Consider the following 23,993-nt stretch of genomic DNA (forward strand, 5'->3'; position numbering starts at 1 on the left):
GGCGGGTGAGGAATACCGTCTCGGCGGCTACTCGGCGAGCTGCTCGCGACCCGGTGCGATGAGCCGATCGAGGTACTCGGCGAGCGCGCCTTTCGCGTCTGCCGGATGGAGCTCGCCGGACTCCAAGTCGGCTTCAAGGTCGTCGTACGCGTCGTAGTGCAGGTCGCCGCCGTACTCCTCCGGCCGCTCGACGAGGACCGTCTCGAACCGCGGGAACACGTGGTACTCGAACACCTGCAGGACGGGGTTCTCGCGCGACTCGCCGTCCTCGGTCGGCTCCGGCTCCGCCGTCGGCGGGCAGTAGGCGTCGTTCACCTTCGACTCGATCTCCGCCCGGGAGTCCTCCATCGAGATGGTGACGCCCGTACTGGACGACATCTTCCCACGGCCCGTTCCGAGGTCCGCGATGAGCGGAGTGTGGAGGCTCGTCGGCGGCTCGCGGTCGATGCTCGGCAGCACGTCGCGCGCGAGCATGTGGACCTTGCGCTGCTCCATCCCGCCGACCGCGAGGTCGACGCCGAGGTACGGGATGTCGAGCGCCTGCATCAGCGGGTACACCGCCTGTGACACCTTCACCGAATCGCCGGACGTGATCTCGGCCATCGCGCGCTCGGCGCGCGCGAGCGTCGTCTCCAGCTCTAGGGAGTGGAGGTCCAGCGTGTAGTCGTCGTCGAGCTGGAAGTCGGAGCCCAGCACGAACTGCGTGCTCGATTCGTCGAGCCCGTACGCGATGAACTGGTCGCGCATCCGCTCCGCCGTGTGGCGGATATCCTCGAACGACCCCTTATTATTGAGGTACGCGTGTACGTCCGCGAGCAGCACCGTCACCTCGAACCCGGCCTCTTGGAGGTCGATGAGCTTGTTCGCGGTGAGCATATGTCCGATGTGGAGCACGCCCGAGGGCTCGTAGCCGACGTACGCCCGCTTCCCGTCGGGGTCGTCGGCCAGCGCCTCGATCTCCTCCTCGGTGACCACCTCGGCCGCGTTCCGGGTGATCCGCTCGTAGGCATCCATACTCCCGACTGTGCGGTTGTCGGACATATGACTTCTGGATGCGTGCGGACGGATGGCGGGGTGGCCGTCGACGGATTCCCGTCTCTAGTCTTCCGTCTCGGGCAGCGTCTGCCCCGCCCGATGCTCAGAGATAATCCTATCGAGGTGTTCCTGTTTCTCCGTTTTTCGCCGCCGTTCAGCCCGCCGCACCCACTCCTCGACGGCGGTCTCTAGGTCCTCCTCGCTCGCGACCGCCAGTTCGTCCACCTCTCGGACGGGGACCGCGTCGACGGGGACGACCGGCACGTCGTGGTCGAAGAGGACCTGATCGGCGACGTCGGAGAGGTTTCCGTCGCGGATCACGGCCCGCGGCTCCGTCTCTGCGAGCCGTTCTGCGGTCCGACGACCCGCTCCGGAGGCGTCCCGGAGATAGACCACGTCGCCTGTGACGAGCCCGTACGCCTCGTCGGCCGCCTCCAACGCGTCCAGCGTGAACTGCTCGACGACCTTGACGCTCGCGAGCCCCTGATCGGCGGCGACGTCCTTGAAGTTCGAATGATCGAGTCGCCACAGCTCTTTGAGCGTCGCCACCTTCCCCTCCAGCTCCTCGACCTGCTCTCTGGCCTCGTCACGCTCGCGTTCGAGTCGGTCGGTCTCCCGTTCGAGCCGGGAGACGGCGCGGCGAGTCCGGGCTTCGATCCGCTCCTCGCGCTTCGCCTCCTCCAACTGCCCCTCCAGCGCCGCGATCCGCTCGTCGCGCTCGGTGAGGTCGGTCTCCAGCGACTCCGCGTGCGACTCCAGCCGATCGACGCGCTCCCGGAGCCGCCGGATCGTCTCCTCCTCCTCGGTGCGCTCCGGTTCGGTGGGATCCGTCTCGGGCTCTCCGCCCTCTCCGCCGGTGTCGCCGTTGTTCCCCTCGTCCTCGCTGAGCTTCTCGACGACGGCCTCGACGGAGGCCCCGCCGGCGACCACGCCCGCGATCACCGCCTCGCGATCCAGTCGGGGCGGCGTTTTCGCCGCGATGCGCTCGAACTGGTCCTCGTGGTCGTCGTAGGCGTACAGCGCGGCCGCCAGCGCGTCGCGCTCGTGGTCGTTGTCGTAGCTCGCCTCGCGGGTGCGGTGGAGCTTCTCGTCGACGGGAAGGTCGGTCGTGGGCCGCCACCCCGCCGCGTCGAACGAGCGCCGGAACTTCTCGACCGTCTCCGGCATCGGCTCCACGTCGGCCGCGACGATGATCGGTCGTCCCTGCTCGATTATCCACTCGGTCACGTCGGCCGCGTCGGCGGTCCGCGAGGAGTACAGCGCGTGGACGGTGCCGTCGAGCCCGATGACGGCGGCCGCGGTGGTGGTGCCGGGGTCGATCCCGACGATCACCCGATCGCGCCGCTTCACCAGCGGCTCGTACTCGATGCCGTCTCGACGCTCGCGCTCCACTTCGACGCGCACGTCACCGGCCCGCGAGTTCGACACCGGAATGTCTTCGGGCCGAGCCTCGACGGTGAACGTCGCGTTCGCGTAGCCGCCGTACTTCTCGGTCACCTCGCGCTCGAAGTCGAGGTTCGCCTCCCGCAGCTTCGATTGGACCTGTCGCGTTCGCTTCCGGACGTTCCCGTGGATCCGTCGAGTGTAGCGATCCTGACTCCAGCCGCCCTTCCCGGTCGAACGTCCCCGCGACACCTTTACCCTGGTCTCGTCGGTGAACGCGGTCACCTCGTGGCCGACGTTGGCGGCTGCGAGCCGGGCCGACGCCTCCGCCTCCTTCATCGGCTCTTTCCCGTACGGAATTCCGTGGCGGGAGGCGACCCGCGAGAGGGGTTCGGGGCGCTCCGCACCGGTCACCTGCACCAGTCGCGTGCCGTCGGGCAGCGACCGGAGGAAGCCGACGAGCTCGTTTTTGTTCGCCGCCAGCTCGTAGGCGTTGTCGGTGGCGACGTACAGCGGCTCGCGGTCGTCGATCAGCCGACAGAGCTTCCGGAACGAGACCACGTCGCGAGTGATCCGTGCCATCGGCTCGTCGGTGTCGGGGGCGTCCGGATCGTCCTCGTCGACGGGATCCAAGATGACGAGGGCGTAGGAGGGGTCGTCGCCGCGAACGTCGCCGCTGTGGACGTCGACGCCGAACACCGGCCGGTCGCGGGCGCGGATGGTCCGGGTTGTCACGGGATCACGTAAGCCGCTCGCGCGTATATACCCCACGCCGGGTGTGGCGGTTTCGTCGCCATGGTCGACGACTACCCTGTGTATTGGTACTAAGTATCATGGTATTGGGCGCTGAACGTGCGATATGGACTGCGCTGAGGTCGTCCGACAGAGCCAGCGCGCGTCGACGCGGCGGCGGTTCCGGCGTCGGGTCGACCGACAGGCAGCGGCGCTGAAAGAGGCGATCAGAGCCGACGCGTTCAACGGCGGATTTCGACTCGGACTTGAAGTTGAAGGCTACACCGTGAATAGCGACGGGCGGCTCGCGGCTGCCCCCGACACGGCGATGTCGTCGGTCTGTGAACGGGAGCTGGGGCGACATAACGCCGAGTTGAACACGCCACCGACGACGTTCGATCCGGAGGGCATCACGCGACAGGCGAACGGGCTCACCGAGAGCGTTACTGCGGTCCGTGACGCGTTTGCGGCCCACGACCGGCAGTTCGTGACCGACGGAATCTGGACCATTGGCCCGCCAGAGGGAGCGATGGCCTATCTATCCGCCACCGAGACGCGGGGAGATATCGACGTTCCGACGAACCTCTCGCCGGTGAATCGGTACTACGCGCTGGATGCGGATATTACCAGCCACGGTTCGATCGAGTTGGAGCTCCCCGGCTGTCATCGGACGTTCCAAACGATCCTCGTCGAGTCGTTAGCCGCCTCACTACAGATCCACCTCCAGTCGCCGATCGATGCGTTCGCGCAGTACTTCAACGCGGCGCTGCGAACCGTCGGCCCGCTGGTGGCGCTGGCGGCGAACTCCCCGTTTCTCCCGCCCGAACTGTACACCGACGCCGACACGGAGACGGTGTTGACGGCCGGGGTCGAGCTCCGACTCCCCGTGTTCGAGTCGATGAACGTCCGCGACCGCGGCAAAGTTCGGTTGCCCCGCGATATCGACTCCCCGACGGACGCCGTCGACCGTATCGTCGACGACCGGCTGTGTGCGCCGCACCTTCGCGAATGGCTCCCGGAAACGCCTTCTGAGGGGTTCGAAGCCGACTACTGGGAGCTGCTACACAAGCAGGGAACCTGCTGGCGGTGGGTGAGGCCCGTGTTCGGCCCCGAGGGACCTCGGCTTGAGTACCGGCCGCTCGCTGCCCAACCGAGCGCGGCCGACGTCATCGGGTTCCAGGCCCTCGTTGCTGGCCTGCTTCATGGCAGTGTCACCAGCGACCATCCCCTTGTCGACCTCCCGTGGCAGGCCGCCCGGGAGTCGCTTTACGCGGCGAGCCGTGACGGACTAGATGCCTCCCTCGCGTGGGTGACTCGCGACGGCGACCGAACGGACGACCCAGCGGTCTGCTATCCGGACCTGTTCGCGTTGGCTCGCACCGGCCTCCGTGACCGAGGACTGACGGACGCCCGTATTGACGAGCTGCTCGGCCCCGTCGAGCGCCGCTGGGCCACCCGGACGACGCCAGCGACGTGGAAGCGCGACCGCGTCAGCGCTCGACTCGACGCCGGTGACGACCTCGAAGCCGCCATCGCCGGGATGCAACGGGAGTACATCCGGCGGGCCAAGACGGGGGAGCCATTCGTTCACTGGCTCGAATAGCACCGTACCGGATACGAGACGCCCTTCCGACTCGTCCACAGCGGAGACCTGAGTCCCACAGAACGGGAGGAGGTGGTCGGTATCGACGACAGTTCACGCCACTACCCCCTCGACAGAGTCGTCGATGTCGGCCTCGTCGAAACCCGCAGGTATACCGAGCGAGATCAAGACGGCCCGTGTACGTACCACCGACCGTCGTTCTCGCGACTGGCTCTTTGAGGTCCCACCCGCACCGCAACCGAACCCTCACACCTCTCCGACGGACCGTCTTGTCGCAGAGGAACTTCAACACCCGCTCCCGCCCTCGATCACCGGACGAACGCAGCGCTTCCGCGCGTGGAAAAACGCGAGAGAAACTGCGGCCGCAGAGAGCCGTCGCCGAGTCAGTCGTCTTCGAGCGCCTGCGCGATGCGCTGCAGCTGGCGGGTCGCGTCGCGGACCTCGTCGCGGAGCTGTCGGACCTCGCGGACGAGTTCCTCGTTACCGACCTGGTCGCCGCCGCCCTCACCGGACCGACCGCCGGGACCGCCGGGGGCGCCGCCGCCCATGCCCGGCGGGCCACCGGCACCACCGGGACCGCCGCCGCCCATCATGCCGGACATCATCTGCGCGAAGGGGTTACCGCCGCCGCCTCCGCCCATACCTGGCGGGCCGCCGCCACCCATCATCTCCTCGGGGTCGGGGCGGTCGCCCTCTTCGCGCTCCTGCTCGCGGCGCTCGCGGATCTCCTCGACGCGCTCGCGGAAGGATTTCTCCTCGCCGTCGTCGCCCTCGGCGTCAGGAGCCTGTCCGTCGTCGGTGTCGGCGTCAGTGGCCTCGTCGTCTGCCATGAGCCACGGTTCGGCAGCCCGGCCGAAAAGGGTTGTTGCTCCGGCTTTCGACGGTGCGTTTATACCGGTAGACGAATCGTCACACCGGACCGGCCTGTGACGGTTCGGACACTCCGTCGCCTCCGGGCCCCGATCGACTGCCGGATGTGGTTGCCACCGTTCAGACACCGTGTCCGGGTACGTGCGTGCTCGTTTGCGACCAAAGACGCGATCTAAAGCCGTGACCGTGGAGACGCGGTCACTCGTGTCCGGAGACGCGGACCGGCTCGTACGGCTGCTCCAGCCACTCGATATCGGAGTCGGAGAGACGGACGTCGAGCGCCTCGACGGCGTCTTCGAGGTGTTCGACGCTCGTCGTCCCGACGATCGGCGTGTCCACCCACTCCTTGTGGAACAGCCACGCAAGCGCGATCTGCGCCATCTTCACGCCCTTCTCCCCGGCCAGTTCCCGTACGCGGCGGTTGATCTCCTCGCCACCGCCCTCGCGATACGGGTGTCGGTACATGTACTCCTCCGTCTCACCGCGAGTCGTCGCGTCGATCTCCTCGTGCGGGCGGGTGAGGTAGCCGCGTGCGAGCGGGCTCCACGGCATCACGCCGACTCCCTCTTTTTCACACAGCGGGAGCATCTCGCGCTCCTCCTCCCGATAGGCGAGGTTGTAGTGGTTCTGCATGGTCGCAAATCGCTCGTACCCCTCGCGATCGCTCGTGTGAAGCGCCTCGGCGAACTGGTGCGCCCACATAGAGGAACCGCCGATGTACCGCACGTGTCCGCGGCGGACCGCGTCGTCGAGCGCGGCCAGCGTCTCCTCTATCGGTGTGTCGTCGTCCCACCGGTGAATCTGGTACAGGTCGATCGTGTCCGTGCCGAGTCGGTCGAGGCTGCGCTCCAGCTCCTGTTCGATCGCCTTCCGCGAGAGACCGCCGGAGTTCGGATTCGACTCGTCCATCTGGAAGTACCCCTTGGTGGCGACGACCGTCTCGTCGCGGTGGCCCTCCAACGCCTCACCGAGGACGCGCTCCGACTCGCCGTTCGAGTACATGTTCGCGGTGTCGAAGAAGGTCACGCCGAGTTCGAGCGCGCGCTCGACGATCGCTTTTCCCTCCTCCTCGTCGAGGACCCACTCGCGCCAGTCCGAGTCGCCGAAGCTCATGCAACCGAGACAGATCTTCGACACCGTCGTTCCGGTGTTTCCGAGCGTCGTGTACTCCATGGGGAGAGGAGACAGAGTCGGCGTAAAAAAGTATTCGCGGAGTCACGTGACTCCTCCCGACTGCACTACCCGCGGGACACCGCCTACGCGTCGCGGAACGACGCCGTGTACACCAAGAACGCGCCGGTGAGAATGACGAACGCGAGGAAGGTGACGAGCGCGAGCACGTTCGCGACCGGGGCGAGGGGGGCGAGGAACGACTGGCCGGTCGAGTCGAGTACGAGGACCGCGAGGAGGGCGGCGATCAGGCCGAGGAGCCAGTTCGTGAGAATTTCGTCCATATGGGTCTGGTCTCCCAGGCGTACCAAAAAGGCGCGGATGTACGATCGTCGGCCGCGACCCCGTTCGGCCCCCGGAGCTATGTCGATGGAACCCGTGCGATCGGTGTGAGCGACCGAACGACGCTGTGGCTGCTCGGTGACCAACTCAACCCGGACCTCGACGCGCTCGCCGAGGCCGACGACGTGTTGCTGATCGAAGCGCACGGGTTCGCGGACCGAAAGCCGTACCACGCCCACAAGCTGACGCTCGTGTTCTCCGCGATGCGACAGTTCCGCGACGACCTCCGGGACCGCGGACGCGACGTGACGTACCTCGAAGCGGAGTCGTTCGGGGAAGGACTCGACGAGTTCCTGAACGATCGGACGGACCCCCACCTCCGACTGATGCGCCCGGCGAGCCACGGCGCGAGCGAGCGTCTCCGAGCGCTCGTCACGGAACGGGGCGGATCGCTGGAGCTGCTCGACAACGAGCTGTTCTGGACGACGCCGGAGGACTGGCGAGAGTGGGCGGACGCACCGCCCGAAGACGGCCCACTCGTCGACGCCGACGGAGCCGCCGCACGGAGCTACCGGCAGGAGGGGTGGTACCGTCACGTCCGGCGGAAGACGGGCGTGTTGATGGACGGCGACGAGCCGGTCGGCGGCGAGTGGAACTACGACGGTCTGAACCAGGAGACGCCGCCGGACGACTGGGAGCCGCCGGAGCCGCCGCGGTTCGAGCCGAACGAGCGCACCCGCGAGACCCACGCGTGGGTTCGCGAGCGGTTCGACACGTGGGGGTCGGCGTCGCTTGAGGGGTTCGCGTGGCCCGTGACCCGCGAGGACGCGCTCGCCGCGCTCGACGCGTTCGTCCGCGACCGGCTCCCCTCGTTCGGGCGGTACGAGGACGCGATGGTCACGGGCGAGCCGTTCCTCTCGCACTCGCTGTTCTCCCCCGCGATCAACCTCGGGCTCCTCGACCCGCGCGAGCCGGTCCGCGCCGTCGAGACGGCCTACGAGGAGCGCGGTGCGGAGCCGGGTGCGTACGATCCGGACGCCGATGCCGGTGTCGGGCCGGACTCGACGAGCGCGACGCTGGACGCGTTCGACGGCGGAACGGCGCCCCCTGACGCGACAGCCGACGACCTCACACCGGTGCCGCTCAACGCGGCCGAGGGGTTCATCCGACAGGTGCTCGGGTGGCGCGAGTTCGTGCGCCACGTCTACCGCGAAGCGATGCCGGAGCTGGGGGGAGCGAACCAACTGAGCCAGGAGCGGGAGCTGCCGCCCGCGTACTGGGACGGCGAGACCGACATGACCTGTCTCTCGGAGGCCGTCGGGCACGTCCGCGAACTCGGCTACGCGCATCACATCGAGCGACTGATGGTGCTGTCGAACTTCGCGCTCGTGTACGGCGTCGACCCCGCGGAGCTGAACGAGTGGTTTCATCTCGGCTTCGTCGACGCGTACCACTGGGTGACGACGCCGAACGTCGTCGCGATGGGCTCGTTCGGGACCGACGTGCTCTCCTCGAAGCCGTACGCCTCCTCGGGTAACTACGTCAACCGCATGAGCGATCACTGCGCGTCGTGTCCCTACACGGTTTCGCGGACGACCGGCGAGGGGGCGTGTCCGTTCAACGCCCTCTACTGGGACTTTCTGAAAGAAACCGAGGAGACGCTCCGCGGGACCGGGCGGATGGGGCTGATGTACTCGCACGTCGACGCCAAAGACGAGGCCGAGTGGGAGGCGATTCGCGAACGCGCGGGGACGGTGCGGGAGCTGGCGGAGCAGGGAGAGCTGTGAGGAGCTGCGCGGGGTATTCTGCGTCGCGTGAGCGTCGCTGTGACGCGATTACTCGCTGGCGGCGAGCCGCCGCAGCCGGGGGAGCGCCTGCTCGTAGCCGAGCGCGACGATTCCGACGTACAGCGCCAACAGCCCCATTCCGGCCGCCCAGAGGCCGAGCATGAGGTCGCCGCCGACGGCCGCTTCGAAGCCGAACCGTTCGAGGACGATGCCGATCGCCGAGGCCGCTCCGGCCCCCGCGATGATGGCGAGGAGTTCGATCAGTTCGACCGCGAACGAAGGTACGTCAACCATACCGGCCCGCGGCGGGCAGCGAATATGACTCTTTCGGGAGCGACGCGACGGACAACAGATCAACGAAGCGGACGACAGAGCGCCGCGAGCCCCTCATTTGAGCCCGAACGCGCGCATCGTGGAGTCCGCAACTCCTTTCGCGATCAGTGCGACCCCGGCGAGCAGCAGCAACAGCGCCGCACCGACGACGGGGTCGTGTGCGATCAACAGCCCGACCGCGAGCAACACGACGACGACGCCGACAATGCCCTCCGTTCCGAGTGTGTCGCGCATGTGGCCGAGTCGCTGGCCTCAAGACTTAAAAGAGGCGTTTTGCGCGGACGCGGCCCGGCGGTCGCACACGACGGGAGCCGGGGACCGATCCACGACGTTGAGAGCGTCCCTTTTATTTCCAAGAGCGCGTATCATCCCGTACGCATGAGCAACGGAGACGGCGACGGTCGAAACGACCTCCGGATGCCCGACGACGACGAGGTGTTCGCGGAGGTCGTCGAGATGCTCGGCGCGAACCGGGTCAGAGTCCGCTGTGCGGACGGGAAAGAGCGGACTGCGCGCATCCCGGGTCGGATGCAGAAGCGCGTCTGGATCCGCGAGGACGACATCGTCCTCGTCGAGCCGTGGGACTGGCAGGACGAAAAGGCCGACATCGCGTGGCGCTACGAGAAGAGCGAGGCCGAACAGCTCCGTGAGGAAGGGCACCTGCAGTGACCCGGGCACGGACGACCCATCGCGGCTGACCGGGAGCGCGGTAGACCAAGGGCGCGGCAGCGGCCCGGCCGGGCTCCTCGCGGCTTTTAACTCCGAACGGACCTGACGAGAGTACATGCTCCGGCTCGCGATGACGACCGACGCGGAGACGTACGAACGCGTGCGCGAGCCGCTCGCCGACCGCGGGATCGACGTCTGTCACGTGCGAGCGAAGGAGCGCGCGCTCCACGTGTCGGGGGACGCCAGCCGCGTCTCGGGGGATCGCGTAACCGCCACTCCCGACGCGACGGGGCCCACCGACGAGTTCGACGGGTTCGACGTCGGATTCGTCTACCCCACCCGGCTCATGGAGGGGGCCGTCGTCGACACTCGACTGTCGGTGCCGTGGGTCAACGGCCGCGAGGCGGTGCTCACCTCGCGGAACAAGGCGGGCGTGCTCGCGGCGCTCGACGACGCCGGACTCCCCACCCCGCGGACGGTCATGCTGTCGAACCCCGTGAGCGAGTCGGTCGTCGCCGACGCCGTCGCCGAGCTCTCGTATCCGGTCGTCGTCAAGCCGAACTCCGCGACTCGCGGCGTCGGCGTCGCGGCGGCGCACGACCTCGATTCGCTGTTGGGAATCGTCGACTACCTGAACCTCGTCCACGACTACCGGGCGACCGGCGACAAGTCGTATCTGATCCAGGAGTACCTGCCGGACGCGTGCGACTACCGAGCGATGGTCGTCGACGGCGACTACGCCGGGGCGGTTCGCCGGGAACTCCCGGACGACGCGCTCGCGGTCGGACGGTGGAAACACAACGTCCACCGGGGCGCCGAGGCGACCGGGATCGATCTCCCGGACCGGGCGCGCGAACTGGCGGAGCGGGCGGCCGAGACGCTCGACATCGACTACCTCGGCGTCGACCTGCTGGAGACGGACGGTCGGCTCGTCGTCAACGAGACGAACGCGCGTCCGACGGTCGACGCCGCCACGAAGTACGAGCCGGACTTCTACGACCGGCTCGCAGCGGTCGTTGAGCGAGCCGTAGAAAACGGTCGGTAAACGGACAAGCGCTGCTGAACGCCGCGGCGTAAGCGTCGATCGGTCGGTCTAGACGAGGTCGATCGACGCGGTGTCGTCGTCGCGGTCGAACGTCACTTCGAGGACCCCGTTGTTGAACGTCGCGTCGGCGGAGTGCTCGTCGACCGCTGCGGGGAGCTCGACGGTCTCGTCGTATTCCCGGCGGTCGGAAGCCGCGGAGATGGTGAGGGCTTCACCGTCGCACTGAAGGGAGAGCTGCTCTTTCGAGATAGCCGGGAGGTCGGCGACGAGTCGGACGCTCTCTTCCGTCGCGTACGCGTCGACGTGCGTCTCTGCGCCGAAGCCAGCGTCTTCGGTCCCGGGGCCTGCGCCCGCGCCGGCGTTGGCGTTGGCCATCTCGTTCATCATCCGCTCGATCTCCTCGAAGAAATCTCCGAACGGATCGTCGCGGTCGTCTCTGTCCATGTCTGGTGTGACGGCGGTGACCCCGATAAGCCTTCTGTCGGTCGCCGTTTTGGCCGCCGATCGACGGCTAGATTAGGGTCGAGTAACGGGCGAGCCAACCACTAGCGACCGGTCAGATCGGCGGTCGGCGCGAGACAGAATGGCTCGACTGGCGGCAACCGTCCGTAACAAATTCGAACGATTATGACGATCTCAGGCCGACTGGGTCGGATTTAAGTATCTGGGGTTCGCTTTTTCGGATATGAGTAAATCATATCTCGCCGCGGGGGACGACGTGAGCGACGACGAGGTCGTGCGTATCGGACTCAACGGCTTCGGACGCATCGGGCGCAACGTGTTCCGCGCGGTGCTGGAGTCGCCGCGAGTCGAACTCGTCGGCATCAACGACGTGATGGACTTCGACGACATGGCGTACCTCGCGAAGTACGACACCGTCATGGGTCGACTCGACGGCGTCGAGCGCGAGGGCGACGAGCTGACGATCGGCGGCACGTCGGTGCCGCTGTTCAACGTCCAAGACCCCACGGAGCTCCCCTGGGACGAGCTCGACGTCGACGTCGCGCTGGAGTGTACGGGCATCTTCCGGACACACGAGGACGCGAGCGCGCACGTCGAAGCGGGCGCGGACACGGTCATTATCTCGGCACCGCCGAAGGGAGAAAAGCCGGTCAAACAACTCGTCTACGGCGTCAACCACGACGAGTACGAGGGCGACGACGTGATCTCGAACGCCTCCTGTACGACGAACTCCATCACGCCGGTCGCGAAGGTGCTCGACGCGGAGTTCGGCATCGACGCCGGCACGCTCACGACCGTCCACGCGTACACCGGTTCGCAGGCGCTCATCGACGGCCCGAAGGCCAAGACGCGCCGCGGCCGCGCGGCCGCCGAGAACATCGTTCCGACCTCGACCGGCGCTGCGGGCGCCGCCCAAGAGGTGCTCCCGCAGCTCGACGGGAAAATCGACGGGATGGCGATGCGCGTCCCGGTCCCGAACGGCTCGCTCACCGAGTTCGTCGTCAGCCTCGACGAGACGGTCACCGTCGAGGAAGTCAACGACGCCTTCCGCGACGCCGCCGACTCCGGCCCGCTCGCGGGCGTCCTCGGTTACACGGACGACGAGGTCGTCTCCAGCGACATCGTCGGCCTCCCGTTCTCCAGCTACGTCGACCTGCAGTCGACGAACACCATCGCCGGTGGAAAGCTGCTGAAGATCCTCACGTGGTACGACAACGAGTACGGGTTCTCGAACCGGATGCTCGACATGGCCGCGTACGTCACCGACGAATCGTAAGCGATCGCTTGCCGACGGTTCGGTCACGACGCTCACCGTCGTGCCGGCCGCACCGGTCGCCGACGCGCTAGCTGCAACGCTTCCCCGGAGAACCACCAATAAGTACCCTATCGACGACTATTCACTCATGTCCACCTTCGACACCATCGACGACCTCCCGGCCGACTCCCGCGTCCTCGTTCGACTCGACCTCAACTCGCCGATCGAGGACGGCGAACCGCAAGACAACCGCCGCTTCGAGCGCCACGCCCAGACGGTTCGGGAGCTCGCCGAGGACGGTCACCGCGTCGTGTGTATGGCCCATCAGGGCCGCCCCGGCCGCGACGACTTCACCTCACTCTCCGGCCACGCGGCCATTCTCGCCGACCACATCGACCGCGACGTGGCGTTCGTCGCCGACACCTACGGCGACGAGGCGCTCGCGGCGATCGACGGCCTCGGCCCGGGTGAGGTTCTCCTCTTGGAGAACACGCGGATGTGCGACGACGAGCTCCCCGAAGCGTCGCCCGAGGAGAAGGCGGAGACCGCGTTCGTGACGACGCTCGCGCCGCACTTCGACGCCTACGTCAACGACGCCTACTCCGCGGCGCACCGCAAGCACGCCTCGCTGGTCGGCTTCCCGCTCGTCCTCCCGGCGTACGCCGGCCGCGTGATGGAGACCGAGTACGAGGCCAACACCGCCATCGCGACCCGCGAGTTCGACGGCCCGGTGACGATGGTCGTCGGCGGCACGAAGGCGACCGACGTGATCGGCGTGATGGACGCGCTCGACGAGACGGTGGACCGCTTCCTGCTCGGCGGCGTCGCCGGTGAGCTGTTCTTACGCGCCGCGGGCCACCCCGTCGGCCACGACGTGGGCGACATGGCGCTGTTCGACGAGCAGTGGGAGGAGAACCGCGAGCTGATCGAGTCCGTGCTCGGCGAACGCGGCGACGCGATCCGACTTGCAACCGACCTCGCGTACGAGGGATCCGACGGCGACCGCGCGGAGGTCGCCGTCGAGGACATCGACGAGAAGACCGAGGGATACCTCGACGTGGGGTCCGAGACGGTGGCGGACTACGAACCGCCGATCCGCGAGTCCGACGCGGTGTTCGTGAAGGGGGCGCTCGGCGTGTTCGAGGATGAGCGCTTCGCCGACGGCACGGTCGGCGTGCTCGAAGCGATCGCCGAGACCGACTGCTTCTCCGTTATCGGCGGCGGCGACACCTCTCGAGCCATCGAGATGTACGGCATGGACGAGGCCGACTTCTCGCACGTCTCCATCGCGGGCGGCGCGTACATCCGCGCGCTCACGGGCGAACCCCTGCCGGCGGTCGAGCTGTTACAGGACGCGGCAGGTGCTTAAAAGGCGGCGGTCGGCTTACTCCTCGTCGAGGTCGAGATCGAACTGCTCGTTTTCGGTGACGGCGTTGAGCACGACGCTCGTGTTCGACTCGCGGATGTCGGCGTCGGTGAGGATCGCCTTGATCTGGTCGTTCATCCCGTCCGTGTCGGTGAACTTTCCGATGGCGATCACGTCGTAGTCCCCGGTGACTTCGTACACGCTCACCATCTGTTTCTCCTGGCGCAGCTTCTCCGTGACGTCGGGCAAGGCACTCCCCTCGACTTTGAGCTGGAGCACGGCCGTCACGTCGTAGCCGAGCTTGTCGTAGTCGACGATGGGGGTGTAGCCGCGAATTACGCCCTCGTCTTCTAAGTCGCGGAGGTGATTGGAGACGGTCGTCACGGACACGTCGAGTTCGTCGCCGAGGCTACGCAGGCTTGCACGCCCGTTGCTGAGAAGGGAATTGACGAGCTTCGCGTCGAGGTTTTCGTACGTCATCACACCTAACCACGCCGTGAGGGGTTTAGAATTTTACGAACGTCCAGCGTTTTGCGGAGAGTGGCGGTTCATGCACCAAGCGATAAGGCCTTTATACTGGCAGATAACGAATGTAGTGTCCAGAACATGACGGACGAACACGCGAAACCAGACGGCGGCCTCACGGCCGAAGAACAGGCGGTACTCGACGAGATCGAGGAACAGAACGTCGATTTCCTGCGGCTCCAATTCACCGACATCCTCGGCGTCGTGAAGAACGTCTCCGTGCCGGCGCACCAGGCGGAGAAGGCGTTCACCGAGGGCATCTACTTCGACGGCTCCTCTATCGAGGGGTTCGTCCGCATTCAGGAGTCCGACATGCGGCTCGTTCCCGACCCCGAGACGTTCTCCGTGCTCCCGTGGCGCAGCGACGGTGACGGCGACAGCGGGGCCGCACGGCTCATCTGTGACATCGTGACTACGGAGGGAGAACCGTTCGCCGGCGGCCCGCGACAGGTGTTAAAAAGCGTCCTCGAGGAGGCCGAGGAGATGGGCTACTCCGTCTCGATCGGTCCCGAGCCGGAGTTCTTCCTGTTCAAGACCGACGACGAGGGGAACGCGACGACGATCCCCCACGACAACGGCGGCTACTTCGATCTCGCTCCCAAGGACCTCGCGAGCGACGTTCGCAAGGAGATCATCTTCACCCTCGAGGACATGGGCTTCGAGATCGAGGCCTCTCACCACGAGGTCGCCGAGGGCCAACACGAGATCAACTTCAAGTACGACGACGCGCTCACGACCGCGGACAACATCGCGACGTTCCGCGCCGTCGTCCGTGCGGTCGCGAGCCAGCACGACCTGCACGCGACGTTCATGCCCAAGCCGATCGCCGAGATCAACGGCTCGGGGATGCACACCCACATCTCGCTGTTCGACGAGGACGGCAACGCCTTCGCCGACGACGACGACGAGTTCAACCTGAGCGAGACGGCCTACCAGTTCATGGGCGGTATCCTGAACCACGCCAAGGCGTTCACGGCCGTCACCAACCCGACCGTGAACTCCTACAAGCGGCTGGTGCCCGGCTACGAGGCCCCGATCTACGTCGCGTGGTCCGACACGAACCGCTCGGCGCTCGTCCGCGTCCCCGACGCCGCCGGCGTCTCCGCGCGCTTCGAGGTCCGCAGTCCGGACCCGTCGTGTAACCCCTACCTCGGTCTGGCGTCGCTCATCGCGTCCGGTCTCGACGGCATCAAGACCGATGCCGAGCCGGGCGAGCCGGTCCGCGAGGACATCTACGAGTTCGACGACGCGAAACGCCAGGAGTACGGCATCGACACGCTGCCGCCGAACCTCGGTGCGGCCGTCGAGGAGCTCGAAACCGACGAGGTGCTGCAGGACGCGCTCGGCCCGCACACCTCCGAGAAGTTCGCCGAGGCGAAGTCTCAGGAGTTCAGCGAGTACCTCACCCAGGTCTCCGAGTGGGAAGAGGACCGCTACCTCGAAACGTTCTGAGCGGCTTCAGAACACGCAGCAGTCGGATTTTTTCGCTACTCTCGAACGGTCAGCGCCGGCAGCGCCGGCAACGCGATCACGACCGCGACCGCCGCCGTCGTCGCGCTGACCGTAACGAGAAACGACGACGAGACCGCGTACGCGCCGACCCAGAGGCCCCCAGTCGCGAGCAGGGCGGGTGCCGCGACCCGAGCCGAAACGGGCGGCTCGTCGCCGTCGACGAGCAGCCATCCGAGTGCCCCGCCGACCCCCGTCGCGATCCCGATACCGGCCTCCACGACCTCACCGGTGTCTCCCGCGGCGAGGGCGACTCCGGCGGCGAGGAGAGAGAGGATAGCAGCGAGCAGAAACACGGGAAGCGGATCGAGCGCTGTAGTGGGTGCGACGCCACCATCAAGCGCGTGACGGCGACGACCCCACCACCCACGGAATCGCGAGTCACCCGCGAGCCACAGTGCGCCGCCGACGACGGTACCGCCGACGAGCACGCCGGCGAGGACGTCGACGAGGAAGTGGACTTCGATAACTACCCGCGAGGCGGCCACGGCGAGCGCGACCGCGGCCGCGACGAGGAGACGGCGCCGCTGGGTCCACGTCCGGTCGTATAAGAGCGCTAACGCGCCGTACGCCGCCGCACCGCCGGTGGCGTGGCCGCTCGGAAAGCCGAACCCGTCCGAAAGCACCTGCGCCTCGTACCAGGCAGACAGGGCTCCGGGGAGCCACACCGGGACGTCGGCCGGTCCCATTGCACCGGGCGGCCGCGGTACCGCAAACCACGCCTTGCCGAGCGCGACGACGGCGTACGCGCAGGTGACGACGGCGATCGCGGTCGCACCGGCCCGCCGCGGCGCGGCGGAGACGCGGTCGCTCGCGAACCAGTAGCCCAGCGCGAGCAGCCCGAACAGGAACCACGGGTCCGCGAGATGCGTGACAGCGGCGAAGACGACGACGACGAACTCGGGAACCGCGTCGACGACCGCGAACTCGCCGATCCCGCGGTCGGCCGTGACGAATCCGGTCACGAGCACCGCCCTCTACGTTGCAGGGTCCCGTCGCGACGCCGCTCAGTCATCGTCGCCGCGGGTACGAGCGTAATCGAGTGCCTTTCCGGGCGTTTCGAGCAGATTTAGCCCGATCCCAACGACGATGAAGAGGGTGTACAGCCCGAGCGTCGACAGCCCTAAGATTAGCATCGCGCCGATCGCGTAGAGCCCGTCGAGGAACGAGAACGCGCCTAAGATTAGCACCGTGCCGTACAGCAGGACGAGGTACGGTCCCCAGCCGCGAGCGTGACCGCGACGCATCCGCGACCGGACGTATCGTTTGAGCTCCGATTCGACGGCCGGCTTGTCGACCGTGCGCCGTTCAACGTCGTCCTCGAACGCGTCGAACTCCGCGCGGAGCCGACTGACTTCCTCCTGTAGCGCCGCCACGTCCGGTGCCCCCTGCGGTCGTTCGTCGTCGCCGGCGTCCCGAGCGCCGTCCGACTCGCCGTTCATACCCGTGAGTCGGCCGCGGTCGTGTTGTAACTGCCGGTCCATGTCGCCGTCGGCGGCAGAGCGCGAGGCGGCTGGCGTCGGGGCGACGCCGACGGACGAGCCGACCAACTCGGGGACGGTCGTCCGCCCTGCGAGAACGACGTTGATCACGCCGCCGACCACCACGACGATGGCGGCGACGTACAGCCACGTGACGAGCAGTAAGATCCCGCCGATGACGCCGTACACCTGATACTGGGCGGCGCCCGCGGCGTACAGCTGGAACCCGGCCTGCAGGACCGTCCAGCCGACGCCGGCGAAGACCGCACCCGGCAGCGCCTCTCGGATCGGAATCTTCGGCTGCGGGAGCAGGTAGTACATCGGGAGGAAGACGACGGTCAGGAAGACGGGTAGCGCGAGGATGCTCGCGGCCCCGACGAACGGAACCGCGGCGACGGTCGCGACGAACGTCCCGACGACGACCATCACGCCGATGCCGACGCCGACGCCGAACACGACCGACGCCGCGTTGGTGACCTGCTTGAGGAAGTCCGGTGTTCCCTCACCCCCGTACAGCGTGACGAACGCGGTGTCGAGCCCGCGGAACACCTTCAGTGTCGACCAGATCAACACTGCGAGTCCCAGCACGCTCGCACCGGTCCGTCCGCCCGCCGAGAAGATCGCGGCCGCGATCGCCTCTTCCCCGGCGGGCGTGAGGAAGTCACCGGTCGCCGCAACCAGCTCGCCGGCGATGGTCTCGCCGAAGACGACGCTCGCGACGACGACGAGCAACAGAAGCGCGGGAATGAGCGAAACGAACGCGTAGTAGGCGATCGCGGCGGCGAGAAACGTCACCTGCCGGTCGATCGCCGTGTCGACGACGCGGCGGATCGTGTCGACGAGACGGCTACCTCGGGACGTACCGGTCGCGGCGGACGAGTGTCGGGTCACGCTCAACGGTTCGTCCGAGAGAGACAAAAACGGGACGGGTGGAGCGAAACGGCCTCGGAGGGGGTTCTGAGAGGGGGTTCTGAGAGGGCGCTACTCGACGCCGTCGTCGCCGAGTACAGCCGAGCGCATCTCGGGGATCGAGGCGGTACTTTTGACCGCGGTCCCGCGATAGTGGGCGCGGCTCGCCTCGTACCCGGCCGCGCGCAGGCGATCGACGAACGCGTCCATGCCGATTGCGGGTTCCCCCCACTGCTTGTACAGCCGGTGTTGGTCGTAGTGGGTTGGGGTGTCGAGCTCGCGGGCGACCGTGCCGAGGAGCTTCCGGGCGCGCTTCGCCTCGCCCATGTCGTCGGTGACGCGATCGCGGACGGCACGGGTGAAGTCCGCGTCGGCGACTGGGCCGAGCCAGAGCGGGCCGGCGGTGAGCACGCGTTCGCCGCCGCAGATCGGACACCGTTCGGCCGGGTCCGCGATCAGTCCCCGCGTCGGCTCGCGCCAAAGGCAGTCCTCGCAGTGGTCCACGTATCCCAGCCGGTCGATGCAGCCGTCCGCCGCCTGCGCGCCTGACTCGAGTTCGAGGTAGGTACGCGCGTAGTGTCGCGACACGTGCGAGACGATCGGTCGAGCGGCCTTGTCGTACCGCGCCGCAGTCCGGACGAGCGCGGAAATCAGGGTTCGGAGTCCCATCTCCGGGTGGTAGTCGGTGTTGCGCGGGACGGCCCCGTACTTTCGGATCCCGCTGTTGAGGTGTGCACCGCAGAGGGGTGCGGTGTCGGTCGCGGTGACACAGACGAGGTTCCGCGCGTTCGCGAGCGCGGCGTCCGCGAAGGGGATCGGCGTCCCGTACGGGTCGAGATCGACCACGTCGAACACGTTCTCGTACAGTAGGGCGTTGACGTTGCGGTGGACCGCCTCCCCGTCGAGACCGTTCGCGTCGAGGTTCTCCGCGGCGAGCGCGACGGCGTCGGGATCGATGTCAGCGCAGGTAGCGTCGTACCCTTCGGCGGCGGCGCGAACGCCGCGAATTCCGGAGGCCGCCATCGCGTCGAGGTACGAGGCCGCGCGCGGTTCCCGCTCCCGATACGCGCGCAACACCGCGACGGTGACGTCGCGGTTGAGTTCCTGTGTGGGGTTGAAAAATACCCCACCGCCGGTGCCCTCGCTCGCTCCGTCGCGGGTCTCCGGCACGGAGACGGTGACACCGCCCTCCTCGATATCCATACCTCGGCTTCGCCCATCCGGCACAAAAGGGCCGCGCTCTGCGGACCGTCAGGGGGTAGCTCGCGGCCGCCGCGCTCGGCCCGAGCAAAGCGGGGCTTTTAGCCCGCTAGCGCGGATAGGATACGTATGCCGATGTATTCTACACGAGCCGTCACCGGGGACACCTGCCTCCGAACTGCGATACCCCGCGACGGGACGACGGCGTCTCCCGCGGGACGGAGTCGGACGGAGCCGCACACACCACGACCAGACGGGGTCGCGTCGAGCCCGGATAGACACGCTGAATCTTCGGAGGAGCACGCCGGACCTTCGGAGGGGGGCCGGGGATGGTAAGCCCCGTCCGAGTCGACGCGCTCACCGACCTCGCGTACGGGGCGTTGATCGCGCTGTCTATCGTGCTCATCGCGACGCTGGAGGTGAACGATATTGGGATCGCGTTCGGTGTCGGCGTGTTCGCGTCCTACGTCGTCCACGTCGTCTGGAAGATGTCGCGGTTCGATCCCGACTGGATGACGCGGGAAGTCGCGGATCAGGTCGGGAAAGAAGTGGAAAAGAGCGTCGGCGAAACCGTCAACAAAGAGGTGGAAAAGAGCGTCGGTGACACGGTTAGCAAAGAGGTCGAGAAAACCGTCGGCGAAACCGTCGAGAAAACCGTCGGCGATACGGTCAGCAAGGAAGTGGAAAAGACCGTCGGCGAAACCGTCGAGAAGACCGTCGGCGATACGGTCAGTAAGGAAGTCGAAAAGACGGTCGGCGAAACTGTCGAGAAGACCGTCGACGAGACTGTCGGCGAGAAGGTTGAGGAAACCGTTGAGGAGACCGTCGGTGAAACCGTGGAAAAGACGGTCGAAGAAACCGTCGGCGAGAAGGTTGAAGAAACCGTCGGCGAAACCGTGGAAAAGACGGTCGAGGAAACCGTCGGCGAGAAAGTTGAGGAAACCGTTGAGGAGACAGTCGGTGAAACCGTGGAAAAGACGGTCGAGGAAACCGTCGGCGAGAAAGTTGAGGAAACCGTTGAGGAGACAGTCGGTGAAACCGTCGAGAAGACGGTCGAGGAAACTGTCGACGAGAAAGTTGAGGAAACTGTCGACGAGAAAGTCGAGGAAACTGTCGACGAGAAAGTCGAGGAAACTGTCGACGAGAAAGTCGAGGAAACTGTCGACGAGAAGGTCGACGAGAAGGTCAGCGACGACGGGGCGGACGACAAGTCGAAGAACACGTAGGCGGCGTGTCGGCCTGAACTGACCTGCACAGACGTGTGTTGGCCAAACGCATATTTCCCGTCCCGAACGTGTCCTCCCCATGGAGTTTGAGATCATCCATGGCGACATCGCCGAGCAGGAGGCGGACGCACTCGTAAACGCCGCCGGGACCAGCCTCCGAATGGGTAGCGGCGTCGCGGGGGCGCTCCGTCGCGCCGCGAACGGACCGATCAACGAGGAAGCGATGAGCAATGGACCAATCGACCTCGGCGGTGTCGCGGTGACCGACGCGTACGACCTCGACGCCGAGTACGTGATCCACGCGGCCGCGATGCCGCACTACGGGGACGGCCGCGCGACCGCCGACAGCGTTCGGCGCGCGACGCGGAACGCGCTCGCCGCAGCCGACGAACGCGAGTGCGAGTCGCTCGTCGTTCCCGTGCTCGGCACCGGCGCTGCCGGACTCGACTTCGAAACCGGCGCGCAGTGCGTCTGCGAGGAGATCCACGGGTACGAACCGCGGACGCTGGTCGACGTTCGGGTGATCGCGTACACCGAGTCCGAGTATCGCGCGGTGCAAGCGATCGCGGAGCGGGTCCGCTCGACGGGCGAATAAATAGCCGGTGCCACCGCAGACACCGTCAAAAACAGTGCATCTCGGTGGCGATGCCAGTTACTCGTTCCCGAACACCTGGCGCATGAGTAGTTGGCTGTATTTAATTTACGAACACCATACGAGATCGGTCGAGCAACATGGACATCAAGCGGGGGTCACGTCCTTCGCGTGCTGGCGATGTCCCGATTCACACGTCCTCATCAAGCAATTGTCGAGGGAGTTCCGCACCGTGCTCGACCAGTTCGGAATCAAACGAGACGAGGGGTGCGTCGGCAGCGTCAGCTGCCGAGAGGATCATCGCGTCCATGGGGTACAACAGCGTTTCCGATTGGAGGCGGTTCGCTGCCATCATATCGGAGGCGTCAGGAAAAGTCACGGTCATACGAGCGGTAACTCGGTTCTCGATGGCATCGATTCGATCCCGTTCGAACCGTTTCTTTTTGCTCAGAACACTCCGCAGTTCCATGAGACTGAGAACCGAAACAAGCGGATCGTCGATTTGATCAAGCAGTTCGATTGCTTCGTCAGACCGATCGGTATCCCGAGTAACGGCTGCGACGAGAACGTTCGTGTCGAGGAGTACTCTCATAACCGTTCGCGGACGTCACGAACGGCTTCGACGGAGTCAACCTCGACATCGAGTCCCAGCTCTGAAAGTGCCTGTCCGAGCGGGACCGTCTCGTCATCATCGGGGTCCGAGGAAACGAACTCCTCGAAGTCGTCCGAAGTGAGACTCATACCCGACCTTACCCACCAACTCGCAAAAGACTACTGGTGGTCCCGGTGTCCGTGATGAGAGGATGAACGGCCGGGTGATCATACAGTCGGTGGCGGGACTCCTCGGAGGTCATCAGCCCGTACCTCAACCTCGTAGCCCGCACTCGTCCGGAGACTGTCGGCCTCCGTCTGCTCAACCGACGATGGATTGAGTCGGTCTGATCGTCAGTGACTGCCTCGACCTCATCGAACTGTCCGAAAAATTGTCCGCGTCGGTCACAGTGACCACACCCCAGGTAAGGGGAACTGAGTACGACGCGGTCGCTCAGGGGCAGAAAAAATGTAAAGAAGTGTGGATGTTCGTTACTCGTTGCCGAACATCTGGCGCATCATCGGATGCATCTCCATCAGCTGCTCCTCGGCGATCTCCTCGTACAGCTTGTACGTGATGGAGACCGCGAGCAGCAACCCGGTTCCGGAGACCTGTCCGATAGTGCCGAGCAGGTTCGCGAGCACGGCGAGCAGCCCGACGAGGGCACCGCCGATGACGGTCACCTGCGGAATGTACCGCTCCATGACCTTCTCGACGACCTGCGGATTCCGCCGGAATCCGGGGATCTGCATCCCGGAGTCCTGGATCTGCTTCGCGGTCGCCTCCGGCCCCATCCCGGTCGTCTCGACCCAGAAGATGGCGAAGATCGCACCGCCGATAACCATGAAGGTCAGGTCGACGATGAGCCGGACGGTGATCATCCACGGCTCGACCGAGGCCGGGATTTCTCCGAGGAACCACATCCACTCGGTCCGCGCCTGGATCGGGTTCAGGTAGTAGAAGAACCCGGAGATGGGTTGCCCCTGTTCGCTGTAGACACCGAGCCACGCGGGCATTCCCGCCCACTGCGAGGAGAGGATCTGCCCGAGGAACTGGATGTTCGCCTGCAGTGCGCGAACGAGGATCATCGGTAGGACTGACGCGTAGATGAGCTTCACCGGGAAGCGTCCGCGTGCGCCCTTCACCCGAGCGTGCGACAGCGGGATCTCGACGCGGACCGACTCCGCGTACACGACGATCCCGAAGATGAACACGGTGGTGAACAGCGCGAGGATGTTCCCCGGCTCGAACAGGAGGTTCTGGAGCCCCTCCGCCGTGAACGGCGAGAGCGACACCGGCACGTCGCCGAAGATGAGCCCGTACCAGCTCGCGAAGAACCCGGGTGCACCGAGCGCGGAGAAGCTGAAGAACCCGCCGACGATCTGCTGGCTCACGGCGGCGATGATGAACAGGCCGACGCCGGAGCCGACGCCCCACTTGCTCACGATTTCGTCCATGAACAGGATGAGGACGCCGCCGACGAACACCTGCGCGAAGATCAGCAGCTCGACGCCGAACTGACCGATCCCGAGCGCCTGCGCGACGGCCGGATCGGCTGGAAGGAACTCGCCGGTGAACACCATCGGAGCGGCCGTCAGCGCGGTGACGATGATCACCAGCAGCTTCTGGAGCCCCTGATACAGGACCTGGTCACGCGGGTCGTTCGTGTCGAGGCCGAGCAGGTTCGCGCCGCCGAGCAGCTGCAAGACGATCGACGCCGTGACGATCGGCCCGATGCCGACCTGCAGCAGCGAGCCGGACTCCCCGGCGAGGATCGAGCGGAACTGTCCGAAGAAGTCCGTTCCCCCTGCCGCCAACCCGAACGGGTTGATGTTGGTCAAGAAGAAGTAGACGATCAAGATCCCGGCCGTCCACGTGAGCTTCCGCTTGAACGGAACGTGACCCGCGGGTCGTTCCACGACGGGCATTCGCGTGAGGACCGGTTCGGCGACCTCCTTCCAACTCAT

24 protein-coding genes are annotated in these 23,993 nt (G+C 66.3%); 9 read left to right on the forward strand and 15 right to left on the reverse strand.

Going from position 1 to position 23,993, the window contains the following annotated elements:
* Nucleotides 1-27: 27 nt before the first annotated feature.
* Both ACNSN4_RS09960 and ACNSN4_RS09965 read right to left on the reverse strand, forming a co-directional pair.
* Entirely contained in the window at nt 28-1,014 is a 987-nt protein-coding gene (locus ACNSN4_RS09960; protein ID WP_418285664.1) for a tyrosine--tRNA ligase, read from the reverse strand.
* Between the two features lie 84 nt (nt 1,015-1,098).
* Complete coding sequence (locus tag ACNSN4_RS09965; protein ID WP_418285665.1) at nt 1,099-3,153, reverse strand: DUF460 domain-containing protein; 2,055 nt, start codon at nt 3,151-3,153, stop codon at nt 1,099-1,101.
* 124 nt (nt 3,154-3,277) lie between these two features.
* Here ACNSN4_RS09965 and ACNSN4_RS09970 point away from each other — a divergent pair, with 124 nt between their 5' ends.
* Nucleotides 3,278-4,753, forward strand: coding sequence for a glutamate-cysteine ligase family protein (locus ACNSN4_RS09970; protein ID WP_418285666.1), 1,476 nt, complete (start codon nt 3,278-3,280; stop codon nt 4,751-4,753).
* A 383-nt stretch (nt 4,754-5,136) separates the two neighbouring features.
* On the opposite strand, the gene ACNSN4_RS09975 is transcribed toward ACNSN4_RS09970, so the two are convergent.
* The 3 genes from ACNSN4_RS09975 to ACNSN4_RS09985 form a co-directional block, all read right to left on the reverse strand.
* The gene (locus ACNSN4_RS09975) at nt 5,137-5,583 is read right to left on the reverse strand and encodes a hypothetical protein (RefSeq protein ID WP_418285667.1); all 447 of its coding nucleotides are present in this window, start codon (nt 5,581-5,583) and stop codon (nt 5,137-5,139) included.
* 238 nt (nt 5,584-5,821) lie between these two features.
* On the reverse strand, nt 5,822-6,796 hold the full coding sequence (locus tag ACNSN4_RS09980) for an aldo/keto reductase (RefSeq protein ID WP_418285668.1): 975 nt from the start codon (nt 6,794-6,796) through the stop codon (nt 5,822-5,824).
* An 83-nt stretch (nt 6,797-6,879) separates the two neighbouring features.
* Nucleotides 6,880-7,077 carry a hypothetical protein gene (locus ACNSN4_RS09985; protein ID WP_418285669.1) on the reverse strand — a complete coding sequence of 66 codons (198 nt, stop codon included), beginning with the start codon at nt 7,075-7,077 and terminating at the stop codon, nt 6,880-6,882.
* 105 nt (nt 7,078-7,182) lie between these two features.
* Here ACNSN4_RS09985 and ACNSN4_RS09990 point away from each other — a divergent pair, with 105 nt between their 5' ends.
* Nucleotides 7,183-8,862 (forward strand): cryptochrome/photolyase family protein, encoded by a 1,680-nt coding sequence (locus tag ACNSN4_RS09990; protein ID WP_418285670.1) that lies wholly within the window; start codon nt 7,183-7,185, stop codon nt 8,860-8,862.
* A 48-nt stretch (nt 8,863-8,910) separates the two neighbouring features.
* Here the strand turns inward: ACNSN4_RS09990 and ACNSN4_RS09995 are convergent, their stop codons facing one another.
* Together ACNSN4_RS09995 and ACNSN4_RS10000 are read right to left on the reverse strand one after the other, a co-directional pair.
* Nucleotides 8,911-9,156, reverse strand: coding sequence for a DUF8151 family protein (locus ACNSN4_RS09995; protein ID WP_418285671.1), 246 nt, complete (start codon nt 9,154-9,156; stop codon nt 8,911-8,913).
* Between the two features lie 93 nt (nt 9,157-9,249).
* Nucleotides 9,250-9,429, reverse strand: a complete 180-nt coding sequence (locus ACNSN4_RS10000; protein ID WP_418285672.1) for a DUF7470 family protein — start codon at nt 9,427-9,429, stop codon at nt 9,250-9,252.
* A 144-nt stretch (nt 9,430-9,573) separates the two neighbouring features.
* On the opposite strand from ACNSN4_RS10000, the gene eif1A reads away from it, so the two are divergent.
* Together eif1A and ACNSN4_RS10010 are read left to right on the forward strand one after the other, a co-directional pair.
* Entirely contained in the window at nt 9,574-9,864 is a 291-nt protein-coding gene (gene eif1A / locus ACNSN4_RS10005; RefSeq protein WP_418285673.1) for a translation initiation factor eIF-1A, read from the forward strand.
* 115 nt (nt 9,865-9,979) lie between these two features.
* Nucleotides 9,980-10,909 (forward strand): ATP-grasp domain-containing protein, encoded by a 930-nt coding sequence (locus ACNSN4_RS10010; RefSeq protein WP_418285674.1) that lies wholly within the window; start codon nt 9,980-9,982, stop codon nt 10,907-10,909.
* A 48-nt stretch (nt 10,910-10,957) separates the two neighbouring features.
* Here ACNSN4_RS10010 and ACNSN4_RS10015 read toward each other — a convergent pair whose 3' ends face one another.
* Nucleotides 10,958-11,353 carry an Hsp20/alpha crystallin family protein gene (locus ACNSN4_RS10015; protein ID WP_418285675.1) on the reverse strand — a complete coding sequence of 132 codons (396 nt, stop codon included), beginning with the start codon at nt 11,351-11,353 and terminating at the stop codon, nt 10,958-10,960.
* Between the two features lie 241 nt (nt 11,354-11,594).
* Between ACNSN4_RS10015 and gap the strand changes: the two genes are divergently transcribed.
* Together gap and ACNSN4_RS10025 are read left to right on the forward strand one after the other, a co-directional pair.
* The gene (gap, locus tag ACNSN4_RS10020; RefSeq protein ID WP_418285676.1) at nt 11,595-12,647 is read left to right on the forward strand and encodes a type I glyceraldehyde-3-phosphate dehydrogenase; all 1,053 of its coding nucleotides are present in this window, start codon (nt 11,595-11,597) and stop codon (nt 12,645-12,647) included.
* 127 nt (nt 12,648-12,774) lie between these two features.
* Nucleotides 12,775-13,995 carry a phosphoglycerate kinase gene (locus tag ACNSN4_RS10025; RefSeq protein ID WP_418285677.1) on the forward strand — a complete coding sequence of 407 codons (1,221 nt, stop codon included), beginning with the start codon at nt 12,775-12,777 and terminating at the stop codon, nt 13,993-13,995.
* Between the two features lie 15 nt (nt 13,996-14,010).
* Here the strand turns inward: ACNSN4_RS10025 and lrp are convergent, their stop codons facing one another.
* The gene (gene lrp, locus ACNSN4_RS10030) at nt 14,011-14,472 is read right to left on the reverse strand and encodes an HTH-type transcriptional regulator Lrp (RefSeq protein WP_418285678.1); all 462 of its coding nucleotides are present in this window, start codon (nt 14,470-14,472) and stop codon (nt 14,011-14,013) included.
* A 126-nt stretch (nt 14,473-14,598) separates the two neighbouring features.
* Between lrp and glnA the strand changes: the two genes are divergently transcribed.
* Nucleotides 14,599-15,969: a type I glutamate--ammonia ligase gene (gene glnA, locus ACNSN4_RS10035; protein ID WP_418285679.1), complete on the forward strand. Its 1,371-nt coding sequence runs from the start codon at nt 14,599-14,601 to the stop codon at nt 15,967-15,969.
* Nucleotides 15,970-16,004: 35 nt separating this feature from the next.
* Here the strand turns inward: glnA and ACNSN4_RS10040 are convergent, their stop codons facing one another.
* From ACNSN4_RS10040 to ACNSN4_RS10050, 3 genes are all read right to left on the reverse strand, one after another.
* Nucleotides 16,005-16,991, reverse strand: coding sequence for a phosphatase PAP2 family protein (locus ACNSN4_RS10040; RefSeq protein ID WP_418285680.1), 987 nt, complete (start codon nt 16,989-16,991; stop codon nt 16,005-16,007).
* Between the two features lie 42 nt (nt 16,992-17,033).
* Nucleotides 17,034-18,398, reverse strand: coding sequence for a YihY/virulence factor BrkB family protein (locus tag ACNSN4_RS10045; RefSeq protein ID WP_418285681.1), 1,365 nt, complete (start codon nt 18,396-18,398; stop codon nt 17,034-17,036).
* 90 nt (nt 18,399-18,488) lie between these two features.
* A complete protein-coding gene (locus tag ACNSN4_RS10050; RefSeq protein ID WP_418285682.1) occupies nt 18,489-19,619 on the reverse strand; it encodes a tRNA (guanine(26)-N(2))-dimethyltransferase in 1,131 nt (376 codons plus the stop codon).
* 326 nt (nt 19,620-19,945) lie between these two features.
* On the opposite strand from ACNSN4_RS10050, the gene ACNSN4_RS10055 reads away from it, so the two are divergent.
* Nucleotides 19,946-20,842 carry a hypothetical protein gene (locus ACNSN4_RS10055; protein ID WP_418285683.1) on the forward strand — a complete coding sequence of 299 codons (897 nt, stop codon included), beginning with the start codon at nt 19,946-19,948 and terminating at the stop codon, nt 20,840-20,842.
* A 79-nt stretch (nt 20,843-20,921) separates the two neighbouring features.
* Nucleotides 20,922-21,437: a macro domain-containing protein gene (locus ACNSN4_RS10060; protein ID WP_418285684.1), complete on the forward strand. Its 516-nt coding sequence runs from the start codon at nt 20,922-20,924 to the stop codon at nt 21,435-21,437.
* A 187-nt stretch (nt 21,438-21,624) separates the two neighbouring features.
* On the opposite strand, the gene ACNSN4_RS10065 is transcribed toward ACNSN4_RS10060, so the two are convergent.
* From ACNSN4_RS10065 to secY, 3 genes are all read right to left on the reverse strand, one after another.
* On the reverse strand, nt 21,625-22,026 hold the full coding sequence (locus ACNSN4_RS10065; RefSeq protein ID WP_418285685.1) for a type II toxin-antitoxin system VapC family toxin: 402 nt from the start codon (nt 22,024-22,026) through the stop codon (nt 21,625-21,627).
* Nucleotides 22,023-22,175 (reverse strand): hypothetical protein, encoded by a 153-nt coding sequence (locus ACNSN4_RS10070; RefSeq protein WP_006114452.1) that lies wholly within the window; start codon nt 22,173-22,175, stop codon nt 22,023-22,025. Before ACNSN4_RS10070 ends, ACNSN4_RS10065 begins: the two co-directional genes overlap by 4 nt.
* Nucleotides 22,176-22,517: 342 nt before the next feature.
* Nucleotides 22,518-23,993, reverse strand: coding sequence for a preprotein translocase subunit SecY (gene secY, locus ACNSN4_RS10075; RefSeq protein WP_418285686.1), 1,476 nt, complete (start codon nt 23,991-23,993; stop codon nt 22,518-22,520).

The sequence above is a fragment of the Halorubrum marinum genome (assembly GCF_048381195.1).
Taxonomy (GTDB): Archaea; Halobacteriota; Halobacteria; order Halobacteriales; family Haloferacaceae; genus Halorubrum.

Coding starts and splice junctions, on each gene's coding strand:
- ACNSN4_RS09960 (WP_418285664.1), bottom strand. CDS start 1,014: ATGGATGCCTACGAGCGGATCACCCGGAACGCGGCCGAGGTGGTCACC.
- ACNSN4_RS09970 (WP_418285666.1), top strand. CDS start 3,278: ATGGACTGCGCTGAGGTCGTCCGACAGAGCCAGCGCGCGTCGACGCGG.
- ACNSN4_RS09975 (WP_418285667.1), bottom strand. CDS start 5,583: ATGGCAGACGACGAGGCCACTGACGCCGACACCGACGACGGACAGGCT.
- ACNSN4_RS09980 (WP_418285668.1), bottom strand. CDS start 6,796: ATGGAGTACACGACGCTCGGAAACACCGGAACGACGGTGTCGAAGATC.
- ACNSN4_RS09985 (WP_418285669.1), bottom strand. CDS start 7,077: ATGGACGAAATTCTCACGAACTGGCTCCTCGGCCTGATCGCCGCCCTC.
- ACNSN4_RS09995 (WP_418285671.1), bottom strand. CDS start 9,156: ATGGTTGACGTACCTTCGTTCGCGGTCGAACTGATCGAACTCCTCGCC.
- ACNSN4_RS10000 (WP_418285672.1), bottom strand. CDS start 9,429: ATGCGCGACACACTCGGAACGGAGGGCATTGTCGGCGTCGTCGTCGTG.
- eif1A (WP_418285673.1), top strand. CDS start 9,574: ATGAGCAACGGAGACGGCGACGGTCGAAACGACCTCCGGATGCCCGAC.
- ACNSN4_RS10010 (WP_418285674.1), top strand. CDS start 9,980: ATGCTCCGGCTCGCGATGACGACCGACGCGGAGACGTACGAACGCGTG.
- ACNSN4_RS10015 (WP_418285675.1), bottom strand. CDS start 11,353: ATGGACAGAGACGACCGCGACGATCCGTTCGGAGATTTCTTCGAGGAG.
- gap (WP_418285676.1), top strand. CDS start 11,595: ATGAGTAAATCATATCTCGCCGCGGGGGACGACGTGAGCGACGACGAG.
- ACNSN4_RS10025 (WP_418285677.1), top strand. CDS start 12,775: ATGTCCACCTTCGACACCATCGACGACCTCCCGGCCGACTCCCGCGTC.
- lrp (WP_418285678.1), bottom strand. CDS start 14,472: ATGACGTACGAAAACCTCGACGCGAAGCTCGTCAATTCCCTTCTCAGC.
- glnA (WP_418285679.1), top strand. CDS start 14,599: ATGACGGACGAACACGCGAAACCAGACGGCGGCCTCACGGCCGAAGAA.
- ACNSN4_RS10050 (WP_418285682.1), bottom strand. CDS start 19,619: ATGGATATCGAGGAGGGCGGTGTCACCGTCTCCGTGCCGGAGACCCGC.
- ACNSN4_RS10055 (WP_418285683.1), top strand. CDS start 19,946: ATGGTAAGCCCCGTCCGAGTCGACGCGCTCACCGACCTCGCGTACGGG.
- ACNSN4_RS10060 (WP_418285684.1), top strand. CDS start 20,922: ATGGAGTTTGAGATCATCCATGGCGACATCGCCGAGCAGGAGGCGGAC.
- ACNSN4_RS10065 (WP_418285685.1), bottom strand. CDS start 22,026: ATGAGAGTACTCCTCGACACGAACGTTCTCGTCGCAGCCGTTACTCGG.
- ACNSN4_RS10070 (WP_006114452.1), bottom strand. CDS start 22,175: ATGAGTCTCACTTCGGACGACTTCGAGGAGTTCGTTTCCTCGGACCCC.
- secY (WP_418285686.1), bottom strand. CDS start 23,993: ATGAGTTGGAAGGAGGTCGCCGAACCGGTCCTCACGCGAATGCCCGTC.